Source organism: Denitromonas halophila (genome assembly GCF_007625155.1).
Classification (GTDB): Bacteria; Pseudomonadota; Gammaproteobacteria; order Burkholderiales; family Rhodocyclaceae; genus Nitrogeniibacter; species Nitrogeniibacter halophilus.
On the sequence record NZ_VMNK01000005.1, the window covers coordinates 74,960 to 88,899 of the forward strand.

Consider the following 13,940-nt stretch of genomic DNA (forward strand, 5'->3'; position numbering starts at 1 on the left):
TGATTCCTGGTTTCAAAGATTTCCGGATCAGAGCGCCGCGATCACCGCGTCACCCATTTCAATCGTGCCCACCTTGCGCGTGCCGGGCTCAAAGATATCGCCAGTGCGATAGCCCTGCGCCAACACGGACTTGACCGCCGTTTCGATACGCTGCGCGGCCGCTTCCTGGCTAAAGGTGTAACGCAGCATCATCGCCACCGACAGGATCGTTGCCAAGGGGTTGGCCAGGCCTTTGCCTGCGATATCAGGCGCCGAACCGTGGCAGGGCTCGTACATGCCCTTGTTGTTCTCGTCGAGCGAGGCCGACGGCAGCATGCCGATCGAGCCGGTGAGCATCGCCGCTTCATCCGACAGGATGTCACCAAAGATGTTGCCGGTGACCACCACATCGAACTGCTTGGGATTCTTCACCAGCTGCATGGCCGCGTTGTCGACCAGCATATGGCTCAGGGTTACATCCGGGTAGTCCGGCGCCATCTCGATCATTACATCGCGCCACAACTGGGTGCATTCGAGGACGTTCATTTTGTCCACCGAGCACAGTTTGCCGCCGCGCTTGCGGGCAATCTCATAGGCCACCTTGCCGATGCGGCGAATCTCGGATTCGCTGTAGATCATCGTGTTGTAGCCCACGCGCTCGCCATTGCGCACCTCGATGCCGCGCGGCTGACCGAAGTAGATGTCGCCGGTCAGTTCGCGCACGATCATGATGTCCAGCCCGGCCACCAGCTCGGGCTTGAGCGAAGAGGCGTTGGCCAGTTCGGGATACAGAATCGCCGGTCGCAGGTTGGCAAACAGATTCAGTTCCTTGCGGATGCCCAGCAGCCCGCGTTCTGGACGCTTCTCGCGCGGCAGCGCATCCCACTGCGGGCCGCCCACGGCACCGAGCAGCACCGCATCAGCCGCCTTGGCGAGCTTGAGCGTTTCGTCGGGCAGCGGGACACCGGTCGCATCGACGGCGCAGCCGCCCAGATGCGCGGTTTCGGTTTCAAACGGCAAGCCATCGGTGCGCAACGCGTCCAGCACGCGCAGCGCCTGAGCCATGATCTCGGGACCGATTCCGTCGCCGGGCAGCACACAGATTTTCATTCAATTCTCCGGCCGGCGCGCCACGCACGCCGACAGCAAATGGGTTCGCGATTAGCGGAAGTAGTAAGGATGCTCAGCCTTGCGGCTCGCCTCGAATGCGCGGATCTCGTCGGCATGGCGCAGCGTCAGCCCGATCTCGTCCCAGCCATTGAGCAGGCATTCCTTGCGGAACCCGTCCACGTCAAAGCCGTGGGCCGTTCCGTCGGGCTCAATCACTTGCTGCGCGGCCAGATCGATCTTCAGACGATAACCCGCGTTCGCCACACAGGTGGCAAACAGGCGATCAACAACATCTGCCGGCAGACAAATCGGCAGTACGCCATTCTTGAAGCAGTTGTTGAAGAAGATGTCGGCGTAGCTGGTGCCGATCAGCGCGCGGAAGCCGTAATCGTCAAGCGCCCAGGGCGCATGCTCGCGCGAGCTGCCGCAGCCGAAGTTGTCACGGGTCAGCAGAATCTGCGCACCGGTGTATCGCGATTGGTTGAGCACGAAGTCCGGATTCAGCTTGCGGGTGCTGTTGTCCATGCCCGGCTCGCCGTGGTCCAGATAGCGCCATTCGTCGAACAGGTTGGGACCGAAGCCACTGCGCTGAATCGACTTCAGGAATTGCTTCGGGATGATCGCGTCGGTGTCGACGTTCGCACGGTCGAGTGGCGCGACCAATCCATCGAGAGTTGTAAAAGCTCGCATTACTTTTTCGCCGCCTTCTGGATGGCTTCGCCACCCTTTTCAATATCCTGACCCACGCCGCGCACCGTATTGCATGCCGACAGGCTCACCAAGGCCATCGTGGCCATGATCAAAGCGATCAGTCGTTTCATCTCACGCTCCTCAGTTCAACTCGGCCACATCGGCAAAATGACCGGCAATCGCCGCCGCAGCCGCCAGCGCCGGACTCACCAGATGCGTCCGGCCACCGGCGCCCTGGCGCCCTTCAAAGTTGCGGTTCGAGGTCGACGCGCAACGCTCACCCGACTCGAGACGATCGGCGTTCATGGCCAGGCACATCGAACAGCCCGGCTCACGCCACTCAAAACCGGCAGCAACAAACACCTTATCCAGGCCTTCCGACTCCGCCTGACGCTTGACCAGCCCGGAACCCGGCACCACCAGCACTTGCTTGACCGAATCGGCCTTCTGGCGCCCCTTGGCCACTGCGGCCGCTGCACGCAGATCTTCAATCCGCGAGTTGGTACACGAGCCGATAAACACGCGGTCCACCGGGATGCGCTTGATCGGCGTGCCAGCTTCCAGGCCCATGTAGGCAAGTGCGCGAGTCATGCCCTCGCGCTTGACCGGGTCCTTCTCGGCCGCCGGATCGGGCACCACGCCGTTGATGTCGGACACCATTTCGGGCGACGTGCCCCAGGTCACCTGCGGGCGAATCGACGCGGCGTCCATCTGGACGACCTTGTCGTACGCCGCGCCGGCGTCGGAGGTGAGCGTGCGCCAATAAGCGGATGCGCGCTCGAACTCTTCGCCAGCGGGTGCGTACGGGCGCCCTTTCAGGTACTCGATCGTGGTCTCATCCACAGCAATCAAGCCCGCGCGAGCGCCAGCTTCGATCGCCATGTTGCAGATGGTCATCCGGCCTTCCATCGACAGCCCACGAATCGCGCTGCCGCCAAATTCCATCGCGTAGCCCGTCCCGCCAGCCGTTCCGATACGGCCGATGATGGCCAGCACCACGTCCTTGGCGGTCACACCCGGGGCCAGATCGCCATCGACCTGGATCAGCAGCGTCTTCGATTTCTTTTGCATCAGGCACTGCGTGGCCAGCACATGCTCGACCTCGGAGGTACCGATGCCGTGTGCCAGGCAGGCAAACGCACCATGCGTCGAGGTGTGCGAATCACCACACACCACGGTCATGCCCGGCAGCGTGGCGCCGTTTTCCGGTCCGATCACGTGCACGATGCCCTGACGCTCATCCTTGAACGGGAAATAGGCCAGCGACCCGACCTCGCGGATGTTGGCATCCAGCGTCTCGACCTGCTGGCGGGAGATCGGATCCTTGATCCCCTCCTCCCAGTGATCGGTCGGCGTGTTGTGATCGGCCGTGGCCACGATGGAGCTCACCCGCCACGGCTTGCGCCCGGCCAGCTTGAGCCCTTCGAAGGCCTGCGGACTGGTGACTTCGTGCACCAGGTGACGATCGATATAGATCAGCGCCGTGCCGTCCGCATCCTGGCGAACCACATGGCTGGACCACAACTTTTCGTAAAGTGTCTGTGCTTGTTGCATCTTGTCTTCCAACACACCGTGAACGTTTGATTAAACCACAGCTATTCCCTGCTGGATAGCCGATATGCTGCAGTGCGCCATCCGCATTTTCAGCGGCGCCGGGTGGCCTCGTAGATCGGCATCACCCGCGCGGCATCGCGTGCCAGCTCGGCCTTGCGCGTCGCATGCGAGGGGTGGGTCGACAGCCATTCCGGCTGCGCACCATTGCTCTGGCTGGCCATCTTGTCCCACAGCCCCACCGCCGCGCGCGGATCGTAGCCGGCGCGAGCGGCAAGTTCGACCCCCATGCTGTCGGCTTCGGTCTCGTGCAGGCGCGAGTTGGGCAGTTCGAAGCTGACCTTGGCGACCGTGCCCATCAACTCCGCGCCCGGCTGCCCGAGACCGACTGCCGCACTCAATACCGACACACCAATGTTGGTGACCATGGCTTGCGACACGCGCTCGCGGGCGTGCTCACGCAGCGCGTGAGCAATTTCGTGCCCCATCACCGCCGCGATTTCGTCATCAGTCAGTTTCAAGCGGTCAATCAAACCGCGATAGAACGCAATCTTGCCGCCGGCCATACACCAGGCGTTGAGCTCGTTCGACTCGATCACGTTGACCTCCCAACGCCAACCCGGCGCATCGGCACGGAAGGCGGAGGTCTGCGGAATCAGCCGGTTGGCGATGCCACGCACCCGCGTCAGCATGCGTCGGTCACGATTGAGCTGACCTTTCTTCTGCGCCGCGGCGATCACCTGCTGATATTGCTGCGCCGAGGCTTGCTCCACTTCCGAGGCCGAGACCAGCATCGACTGGCCGCGATCCACACCGACAGCTCCGCCTTGCGTTGTCTGAATCGTCTGACACCCCGCCAGCACCAGCGCGGCCAATGCCATGCCACACCAGCGACTCCAAGTTTTACGCATGTTGCACCTCCTGATGCAAGTCATTCCGCCAGCCCCGCCAGATCAAGAACCAGCCCATCAGTCCAAACACGGAGCCGAGGGTAAATGTCCAGCCAGAGCCCATCCAGTCCCAAGTGTAACCGCTGATCAAACCGCCCAGCATCCCACCCGCGCCAAAACTCAAACTGCCGTAGATCGCCTGCCCACGCGCCTGAAGCTGCCCCGGAAACCACTGATTCACCGCCGCAATCGAGGCCGCATGATAAGCACCAAACGTTGCCCCATGGAGCAACTGGGCAAGTACCAGCACCACCAGCGAAGACACGCCCCAGCCAATCATCGCAAAACGCAGCACCGCCGCAGCAAACGCAACGAGCAGAATCTGACGCAGACCAAAGCGTCGGGTCAGCTGCGGCATGACCATGAAGACCCCGATTTCCGCCACCACGCCGAGCGTCCACATCCAGCCCACAAAGGCTTTCGAGTAGCCCGCATCAACCAGCAGGATCGAGTAGAAAATATACAGGGCGCCATGCGCCGCCGACATAAAGAACGCGCCCCCGAGCATGGCGCGCACATCGCGCCGCCGAAGCACCGCCGACAGCCCGGGCGTGTCGTGATGATGTGGCGGCCGTGGCGCCTCGGGCACGCATAGCGCAAACGCCGCGATCCCCGCCAGCAAGGCGGCGGTCATCCACAACTGACTATCCACGGGCAACCAGCTCAAGGCATGACCGATGCCGAGTACGGCGACAATGAATCCGATCGAGCCCCACAGCCGGATGTTGCCATAGCGCCCCGACTTCCCCGCCAGGTGGCTGAACGTGAGGCTCTCGACCAAGGGCAAGGCGGCGCTCCAGAAGAAAGCCATGATCGCCATGCCGACAAAGATGCCTTCGAAACTGGTGGTCCGAAAGAACACCGCGAAGCCCGCCAGCGACGCGAAAGCCGACAGGCGCACGATGGGCATCCGCGCACCGAGGCGATCGGCCAGCCAGCCCCACAGATTGGGCGCCACCACCCGCATGACCTGCATGAGCGACATCAGAATGGCGATATCGGTGGCCGAAAAGCTGAGCGACTGCAGGTAGAGCGTGAAGTACGGCGAAAAGGCGCCGATGAACGCGAAATAAAAGAAGTAGTAGCCCGACAGGCGCCAGTAAGGAAGCATGGCCGGCATTGTACCGACAGCCCGCCACCGCAGACGACGCACGCACGACAGGCATGAAAAAAGCGCCCGCAGGCGCTTTCGTCATGTCGCGAACCGGTTCAGGCCGGGCTGAAACGTTGCAGCAGGCCGAACAACTCGTCCTTGAGTTTGAGACGCTCTTTTTTCAGATCCTCAAGCTCCGGATCGGTCGCCACCTCGGCTTCGACTTCGATGCGCACCACATGGCGATTGACTTCATGGTAGCGATCGAACAGACGCGAGAAGTGGTTATCGGACACCTTCAGTGCATGAATCGCGTCGCGGTATTCGGGGAATTCAGTATGCAGATCATGGGCTTGCAAGCTCATCTTTGGTCCTCTCTTTGTTGCCGTTTCGTTGACTTCAGCCTACGCCCCGCCCCTCTGCATTGAGTTGATTCAGGTCAATCGCCTCGTGCACCGAGTGTCGGCGACGGCACCGCCTGCGCGCCCTCAGGAGCCAGACCGGCGATCTTCGGCGTCGCGCAGACCACATCGGCATTCTGAGCACGATGGCGCAATGCGTGATCCATCAGCACCAGCGCCAGCATCGACTCGGCAATCGGCGTGGCACGGATACCCACACACGGGTCGTGCCGGCCATGCGTATTGACGATCACCGGCTCACCCGCCTTGTTGATCGAGCGTCGATCCAGCCGGATGCTGGAGGTCGGCTTGATCGCCATGCTGACCATCACATCCTGCCCGCTGGAGATACCACCCAGCACACCGCCAGCGTGGTTCGACAAATAGCCGGCGGGCGTCATTTCGTCCGAATGCTCCGTCCCGCGCTGCACGACGCTGTCAAAACCGGCGCCGATTTCGACGCCCTTGACTGCATTGATGCTCATCATCGCGTGGGCAATATCGGCGTCGAGGCGGTCATACACTGGCTCGCCCCAGCCCACGGGCACGCCCGTGGCGACCACATTGATCCGCGCGCCGATCGAATCACCCGACTTGCGCAGCTCGTCCATGTAGGCATCCAGCTCGGGGACCATCGCAAGATTCGGCGCAAAGAAGGCATTGCCTTCGGCGTCGAGGTCTTCCCAGGCTTTGAACGGGATCTCGATCGGGCCGAGCTGCGCCATGTAGCCACGAATCACGATGCCGTAGCGCTCGGTCAGCCACTTGCGCGCAATCGCACCCGCCGCCACACGCACCGCCGTCTCACGCGCCGAGGAGCGACCGCCACCGCGCGGGTCGCGAATGCCGTATTTCTGCCAGTAGCCGTAGTCGGCGTGACCGGGACGGAAGGTCTCGGCAATATTGGAGTAGTCCTTGCTGCGCTGGTCCTGATTGCGGATCAGCAGCGCGATCGGCGTGCCGGTCGTGAGACCTTCGTACACGCCCGAGAGAATCTCGACCGTGTCGGGCTCGCGGCGTTGCGTCACATGGCGCGAAGTGCCGGGCTTGCGTCGATCCAGCTCGGCCTGAATATCCGCCTCGCTGATGGCCAGCCCCGGCGGACAACCGTCAACCACACAGCCGATCGCCGGCCCATGCGACTCGCCAAAGGACGACACGCAAAACAACTTGCCTAAACGATTACCGGACATGGGATCTACCGCGAGCGAGGAAAGCTTGCGAGTTTATCAAATGGCGCGCCCGGCGCCCAATGGCGACCGCGGCGTTCAGTGACAGGCGTCGTGCTTGAGCCCGTAAAAAAAACAATTGATCAGCCCACCCGCCAGATCCAGCGAGTACACCTCCGGCTGGAGACTCCAGCTGGCGATCAGTCCATCGATCATGACGGACAACGACAAGGCCGCACGATGCGGGTCAACCGAGGCCGGCAAATCGCCCCGCGCCTTGGCCACCGTAAAGGCCTGTTCCTGTCGCAGCAGATGGCGATCACAGCACTCCATGCACTGATCCACCACCGGCACCATTTCATCCACGTACTCACTCTTGTGCATCGCGATGGCAAACACGCGGATGTAACGCGGGTCGGAATTGATGCGCTCAATCACGCCCAGCACCCGTTCACGCAGTTCTTCCAGCGGGCGTTCGCTGGTCGAGTAATCGGCCTCGGAGATCGCCTCAAGTGGATCGATGGCGCGGCGCATCATGGCCTCGAACACCTCGCCCTTGTTGGCAAAATGCCAATAGATCGCCCCGCGCGTGACACTGGCCGCTTCCGCGATATCCGCCAAGGTCGTCCTCGCCATGCCCTTGCGGTAGAACACCGCTTCGGCCGCATCGAGAATCGTATGCCGCGTCTCGAGCGCCTCTTCTTTGGTCTTTCTTACCATCGCTCTCGCAGTCCTTGCTGACATCTGTTGCCACGGATTGAAGCACACAAAATCGAAGATGTCACTTTACATACATTCATGAATGTTTCTACAATTGCGCTCATACCAATAACGACCGGAACACGCCCCAATGCCTGCCCTCATCCCTTTCACGCGAACGGCATCACACCCCGTCGCCGCCCTGATTGCTGCCGCCGCCCTGGTGGTCAGCGCTTGCGGCAGCGACGCCCCCGCATCTCAGAACGCCGCGCCGCCCCCCGCCTCAGTCAGCGTCATGACAGCAACGCCAACCTCGATTGAGGTGAGCTTCGAATACCCCGCCCGCCTGCACGGCGCCCGCGAGGTCGAGATCCGCCCCCGCGTCAGCGGCATCCTGCTCAAGCGCAAGTATGAGGAAGGCGCCCGCGTCAAAGCCGGCCAGTCGCTCTTCCAGATCGACCCGGTGCCCAGCGAGACTGCCGTCGCCCGCGCAAAAGCCGATCTGGCCGCCGCCGATGCCCGCCTTGCGCAAGCCCGCCGCGAAGCCGAACGGCTCAAACCGCTGGTCGCCTCCAAGGCCGTGGCACAGCGCGACTTTGACGATGCCACCTCAAACCAGGCCATTGCCGCCGCCGACGTGCTGGCCGCGCGCGCCCGCCTGACCGAAGCGCGACTGTCGCTCAAATACACCCGGGTGGAATCGCCCATCGACGGCATCACCTCGCGCGCACTGCAATCCGAAGGCAGCTTGCTGGCTGGCCCCGAAACCCTGCTCGCGGTAGTCACCCAGACCGACCCGATTCAGGTGCGCTTTGGCCTGCCAGACTCCGACCGCGCCCGCATCGACAATGACATCGCCGCGGGCCGCCTGAGCCTGGCCGACGGCCGCTTCCGGGTTCGACTGATCGGCGCCGCCCACGATGCCACGAATACCACCGGCAGCCTCGATTTCACCGATGTGCGCATCGACCCGAAAACCGGTAGCAGCGAAGCCCAGGCCGATCTACCGAACGCCGACCGTCGCCTGCGACCCGGCGAGTTCGTGCGCGTACGCCTTGAAGGCGCCACCCGCCCCAACGCCATCGCCGTGCCCCAGCGCGCGGTGCTGGAAGGGCCGAGCGGTCGATTCGTGTACATCGTGAGCGAGGGCAAGGCCGCTGTACGTCCGGTCACGCCGCTGGACTGGAGCGGCAACACCATGGTCGTCGACGGCCTGAGTGCCGGCGACCAGGTAATTACCGACGGCGTTCTCAAGATCGGACCGGGCGCGCCGGTGTCGGTCACGCCGCCGGCTGATGCCGCCGCCAAGCCGGGAGCCTGACCATGTTCTCGCGCTTCTTTATAGACCGTCCGATCTTCGCGACGGTCCTCTCGGTGTTCATCATGATCGCCGGCCTGGCCGCCATGCGCGGCCTGCCGATTGCGCAATACCCCGAAATCGCACCGCCGGTGGTCACCGTCGCTGCGACCTACCCCGGCGCCTCGGCCGACGTGATCGAAAAGACCGTCGCCGCCCCGCTCGAGACCCAGATCATCGGTGTCGAGAACATGCTCTACATGAGCTCGACCTCGGCCTCGAATGGCCGCGTCGAGATTCAGGTCACCTTCGACATAGGCACCGATGTCGACCAGGCGGTGATCAACGTCAACAACCGCGTCAAGCAGGCCGAGCCGCGCCTGCCGCTGGAGGTGCGCCGCCAGGGCATCAGCGTCGAGAAGGGCTCGTCCGCCTTCTTGCAGGTGGTGGCATTCAACTCGCCGGATGGTCGTTTCGATGACGTCTACACCAGCAACTATGTGACGCTCAACGTACTCGATGTGCTCAAGCGCGTGCCGGGCACCACCAACGTCCAGATCTTCGGCGCCAAGGACTACGCAATGCGGGTCTGGCTCAATCCGGATCGTCTGCGCCACCACAATCTCGCCACCACCGACGTGATCCGCGCCATTGAGGAGCAAAACGCGCAGTACGCCGTGGGTCGCATTGGCCAGCCGCCGGTCGCCACCGGTCAGGCCCTGTCACTGACGGTGAATACCCGCGGCCGTCTGGCCGAGGCCAGCGAGTTCGAGAACATCATCCTGCGTGCCGACGCCAACGGCGCCCAGCTGCGCCTCAAGGATGTCGCGCGCGTCGAACTCGGCGCCCGCGACTACGACTTCATCGGCCGCATCAACGGCCAGCCGGCTACCTTGGTCGGCATCTTCCTCAAGCCCGGTGCTAACGCGCTGGATGTCGCGCAGGATGTCAAAACCACACTGGCGGACCTGGGCTCCCGTTTCCCCGACGGCCTGAGCTACACCATTCCCTACGACACCACCGACTTCGTCAATGTGTCGATCCGCGAGGTCATCAAGACACTGGCCGAGGCCATGGCGCTGGTGTTTCTGGTCGTGTACCTGTTCCTGCAGAACTGGCGCGCCACGCTGATCCCGACCCTGGCCGTGCCGGTGTCGCTGATCGGCACCTTCGCCGGGCTGATGATGCTCGGCTACTCGATCAACACGCTGACCCTGTTCGGCATGGTGCTGGCCATCGGTATCGTGGTGGACGACGCCATTGTGGTGCTCGAGAACGTCGAGCGCATCATGCACGAGGAAGGCCTGACGGTTCGCCAGGCCGCCATTCAGGCCATGCGCGAAGTCACCGGCCCGGTGATCGCCATCGTGCTGGTGCTGTGCGCGGTGTTTGTGCCGATTGCCTTCCTCGGCGGACTCACTGGCGAGTTGTACCGGCAGTTCGCGGTCACCATCGCCATCGCGGTGAGCATTTCAGGCGTCGTTGCGCTCACGCTGACGCCGGCACTTTGCGTGCTCATCCTGCGTCATGAGCACAAGGCCACCAACTGGTTCTTCCGCGGCTTCAACCGCGCATTCGATGTCGTCACGCGCCAATACACCCATGGTGTTGCGTGGCTCATCCGCCGCGGCATGGTCGGGCTGCTGTTGTTTGTCGGCATGGTCGCCATCACCGCGCAGCTGTGGCAATCCACGCCCGGCAGCCTGGTGCCGGACGAAGACCAGGGCTACTTCATCACCGCGGTCTTCCTGCCCGATGGCGCCTCGCTGGAGCGCACCGACAAGGTCGTGGCCGAGGTCGAAAAGATCATCCGCAGCGATCCGAACGTCGCCTACACCATCGCCTTTACCGGCTTCGACTTCCTCGGCGGCAGCTTCAAAAACAGCGCGGCAACCTTCTTCGTCACGCTCAAGCATTGGGACGAGCGGACCACCACGGCGGCTGAACTGGTCGGCAAAACCTACGCCACCACCGGCCACATTCAGGAGGCGCTGATCCTGTCCTTCAACCCGCCGGCCATTTTTGGCCTGGGCAATGCGGGCGGTTTCGAGTTCTACCTGCAGAATCGCGGCGACAACGATCCGAAGGTCATGGCCACCGCCAAGGACCTGTTCCTCGGTGCAGTCAACCAGGATCCGATGTTCGCCATGGCGCAAACCCTGTGGCGCGCCTCGACGCCGCAGCTGTTTGTCGATGTCGACCGCGAAAAGGCCAAGAGCCTGGGCGTGCCGCTCGACGGCCTGTTTGCCACGCTGGGCGCCAATCTCGGCAGCTACTATGTAAACGACTTCAACAAATACGGTCGCACATGGCAGGTGCTGATGTCGGCCGATCCGGCCTTCCGTAACGAGCCGCAGGACATCGCAGCCGCCTATGTGCGGGCCGACGGCGGCGCCCTGGTGCCTATTTCGTCGCTCGCCACCATCCGCAACGAAGCCGGCCCCGACACGCTGGAACGCTTCAACAACCTGCCGGCCGTCAAGATCCTCGGCAGCGCCGCGCCAGGCTTCTCGACCGGGCAAGCCATCGCCCGGCTGGAAGAGCTCGCCGCCAAAACCCTGCCCCCCGGCTTCAGCCTGGACTGGAGCGGCGCGGCCTACCAGGAGCGCCGATCCAGCGGCTCCTCCGGTTTGGCGCTGGTGCTCGGCGCCCTGATGGTGTTCCTCATCCTGGCCGCACAGTACGAGCGCTGGTCACTGCCGCTGGCGGTGCTGCTGGCCCTGCCCTTTGGCACCTTCGGCGCACTCGCCGCGGTGTGGCTGACCGGCATGACCAACGATGTGTACTTCCAGATCGGTCTGGTCACGCTGCTCGGCCTCGCCGCCAAGAACGCGATTCTGATCGTCGAGTACGCCATCTATAAACACCGCGAAGGCATGAGTGCCGCCGCCGCGGCCATCGAAGCAGCCCGCCTGCGTTTCCGCCCGATTCTGATGACCTCGCTGGCCTTCATCCTCGGTGTAACGCCGCTGGTGCTGTCGAGCGGCGCCGGCGCCGGTGCACGGCATGCGGTGGGCACCGGGGTGGTCGGCGGCATGCTCGCGGCGACCTTCCTGGCAGTGTTCTTTGTGCCCTTGTTCTATCGTTTCATCACCGAACACAAACTCTCGGAGCAACGCTCCCGCGATGAGATGTTCGAGGAAATTCGCATTCACCATGACATCACCCACGAAAAACTGGTCGCACAAGCGGAAGCCAATGGCAAGGGGCACGGCCATGACTAAGCCCCTGACGCGCCTCGCCCCCCTCCTCGCCGCGCTGGTGCTCAGCGCCTGCGCCGTCGGCCCGGTGTATGAAGCACCGGCCATCGCCCTGCCCGGCCAGTTCGAGGCGGCACCGGTCAGTGCCACGCTGGCCACCCAACTTGGCGACGCCTGGTGGTTGCACTACCAGGACCCGGTGCTCGACCAGCTGATGGCCGAAGCGCTGACGCACAACGCCGACGTGCAACTGGCCGCAGCCCGGCTCGAAGAAGCCCGCGCCCGTGCCGGTATCGCCGACGCCGACCGCTATCCAAGCGTCAGCGCCAACGCCGGCAGCCAGCGCGCGCGCAGCAGCCTGGAAGGCATTCCGACCAATCCGCGCACCGGCAACCTCCATACGCTGGGCCTGAGCGCGAGCTACGAGCTCGATTTGTGGGGTCGCTACCGCCAGGCCAGCGACGCCGCACGGGCTGACTTGCTGGGTGCCGTAGCCGCCCGGCGCACGGTGGCGCTGTCGCTCAGCGCCGAGTTGGCCACGCGCTACTTCGACCTGCAAGCGGCCGACGAACGCCTGCGCGTGCTTCGGCAAACGCTGAGCGCCCGCAAGAACACCGCCGCGCTGTTGCGCCAACGCATGGACGCCGGTAGCGCCTCGCAGTTCGACGTATTGCAAGCCGATGCCGCCGTCGCCCAGGTCGAATCTGACCTGGCCACAACGCTGAGCGCGCAGCAAAGCACCGAAGCGGCGCTGGCCGTGCTGCTCGGGCGCTCGCCGCGCGCGATCTTCGAAGAGACGCTGACCCGCGGCGCAAAAGCCGACACCGCCGTGGTGGTGCCGGCCGGTCTGCCCGCCGAACTTCTCCGCCGCCGGCCGGATCTGATCGAGGCCGAGCAGGCGCTTGTCGCCGCCACCGCACGCATTGGCGAGGCGCAGGCGCAACGCCTGCCGGCGATCGCGCTGACCGCCGCGCTGGGGCGCGAATCGACCGACCTCTCCAATCTGCTCGATGCCAACGCCGGCGTGTTCTCGCTGGCCGCAAGCCTCACCCAGCCGATCTGGGACGCCGGTCGCCTGAAGCGCAATGTCGACATCGCCGAGTCCCGCGCTACGCAAGCCCGCCTGCGCTACACCCAGGCCGTGGCCGGCGCCTTTGCCGATGTGCGTCGCGCACTGGCGGCCCAACGCGGCGCGACCGACAGCCGCAGGGCACAGGCCACACGCGTCGAGGCCTTGCAAACTGCGCTGAACCAGTCGCAACAGCGCTTCGACGCCGGGCTGGTGAGCCGGCTTGAGGTGCTCGACACCGAACGCAGCCTGCTCGACGCGCAGGTGGCGCTCACCAACGCGTCGGCCGCTCAAAAGACCGCAATTGCAGATCTGTTCCGCGCGCTCGGCGGCGGTTGGCAACCCCCCTCCGAAGCAGGCGCCACGGTGCAGTAAACGGCAACGGCCGGCGTAATGCCGGCCGTTGCCTTCGCCCGCTCGCTTTAGCGGAAGAAGGTTTCCAGACGCTCGAACACCGCGTGCTCGGCACCATGCCGGACCACGCTGATCACATCTTCGAGCTTTTCGACCTGCTTGATCATCTGCTCCAGACGCTCGTCTTCAAATACCAGCAGCCAGATACGGCTGCGCGAGGCGTCGGCCAGCGGCATGCACAAGATACCTTCCACGTTGAAGGCGCGGCGCGCAAACAGGCCGCAAATGTGCGACATCACCCCGGCGTGGTTGGCCACCTCCAGTTCCAGCACGACCTTCGTCACTGCGGCCGTTTCGCGTTCAATAACCATAGACATG

At 63.8% G+C, this 13,940-nt stretch carries 13 protein-coding genes; 3 read left to right on the forward strand and 10 right to left on the reverse strand.

Translation table 11 applies throughout. The annotated features are described in order from the left end of the window. Positions 1–27: 27 nt before the first annotated feature. From leuB to FHP91_RS06550, 9 genes are all read right to left on the reverse strand, one after another. A complete protein-coding gene (gene leuB / locus FHP91_RS06510; protein ID WP_144308819.1) occupies positions 28–1,089 on the reverse strand; it encodes a 3-isopropylmalate dehydrogenase in 1,062 nt (353 codons plus the stop codon). A gap of 51 nt (positions 1,090–1,140) precedes the next feature. Beyond that, positions 1,141–1,779, reverse strand: coding sequence for a 3-isopropylmalate dehydratase small subunit (gene leuD, locus FHP91_RS06515; RefSeq protein WP_144308820.1), 639 nt, complete (start codon positions 1,777–1,779; stop codon positions 1,141–1,143). Further along, positions 1,779–1,910, reverse strand: coding sequence for an entericidin A/B family lipoprotein (locus FHP91_RS06520; protein WP_144308821.1), 132 nt, complete (start codon positions 1,908–1,910; stop codon positions 1,779–1,781). The genes leuD and FHP91_RS06520 overlap by 1 nt, the downstream gene beginning before the upstream one ends. A 10-nt stretch (positions 1,911–1,920) precedes the next feature. Beyond that, positions 1,921–3,333, reverse strand: a complete 1,413-nt coding sequence (gene leuC / locus FHP91_RS06525) for a 3-isopropylmalate dehydratase large subunit (RefSeq protein WP_144308822.1) — start codon at positions 3,331–3,333, stop codon at positions 1,921–1,923. 89 nt (positions 3,334–3,422) lie between these two features. Continuing rightward, complete coding sequence (locus FHP91_RS06530) at positions 3,423–4,241, reverse strand: M48 family metallopeptidase (RefSeq protein ID WP_144172908.1); 819 nt, start codon at positions 4,239–4,241, stop codon at positions 3,423–3,425. After that, positions 4,234–5,391: an MFS transporter gene (locus FHP91_RS06535; protein ID WP_144308823.1), complete on the reverse strand. Its 1,158-nt coding sequence runs from the start codon at positions 5,389–5,391 to the stop codon at positions 4,234–4,236. The genes FHP91_RS06530 and FHP91_RS06535 overlap by 8 nt, the downstream gene beginning before the upstream one ends. Before the next feature lie 98 nt (positions 5,392–5,489). Then, positions 5,490–5,738, reverse strand: a complete 249-nt coding sequence (locus tag FHP91_RS06540; protein WP_144172904.1) for a YdcH family protein — start codon at positions 5,736–5,738, stop codon at positions 5,490–5,492. Between the two features lie 74 nt (positions 5,739–5,812). Beyond that, complete coding sequence (gene aroC, locus FHP91_RS06545; RefSeq protein ID WP_144308824.1) at positions 5,813–6,967, reverse strand: chorismate synthase; 1,155 nt, start codon at positions 6,965–6,967, stop codon at positions 5,813–5,815. Positions 6,968–7,042: 75 nt separating this feature from the next. Further along, complete coding sequence (locus tag FHP91_RS06550) at positions 7,043–7,663, reverse strand: TetR family transcriptional regulator (protein WP_186301464.1); 621 nt, start codon at positions 7,661–7,663, stop codon at positions 7,043–7,045. Positions 7,664–7,793: 130 nt separating this feature from the next. Between FHP91_RS06550 and FHP91_RS06555 the strand changes: the two genes are divergently transcribed. Genes FHP91_RS06555 through FHP91_RS06565 form a run of 3 tightly spaced genes read left to right on the forward strand, consistent with a single transcriptional unit; the run spans position 7,794 to position 13,583 of the window. After that, positions 7,794–8,963, forward strand: coding sequence for an efflux RND transporter periplasmic adaptor subunit (locus FHP91_RS06555; RefSeq protein ID WP_144308826.1), 1,170 nt, complete (start codon positions 7,794–7,796; stop codon positions 8,961–8,963). Between the two features lie 2 nt (positions 8,964–8,965). Continuing rightward, the gene (locus FHP91_RS06560; protein WP_144308827.1) at positions 8,966–12,163 is read left to right on the forward strand and encodes an efflux RND transporter permease subunit; all 3,198 of its coding nucleotides are present in this window, start codon (positions 8,966–8,968) and stop codon (positions 12,161–12,163) included. Further along, on the forward strand, positions 12,156–13,583 hold the full coding sequence (locus FHP91_RS06565) for an efflux transporter outer membrane subunit (RefSeq protein WP_186301465.1): 1,428 nt from the start codon (positions 12,156–12,158) through the stop codon (positions 13,581–13,583). Before FHP91_RS06560 ends, FHP91_RS06565 begins: the two co-directional genes overlap by 8 nt. Before the next feature lie 47 nt (positions 13,584–13,630). Here FHP91_RS06565 and ilvN read toward each other — a convergent pair whose 3' ends face one another. Beyond that, positions 13,631–13,939, reverse strand: a complete 309-nt coding sequence (gene ilvN, locus FHP91_RS06570) for an acetolactate synthase small subunit (RefSeq protein WP_391525495.1) — start codon at positions 13,937–13,939, stop codon at positions 13,631–13,633. Between the last annotated feature and the right edge of the window lies 1 nt (position 13,940).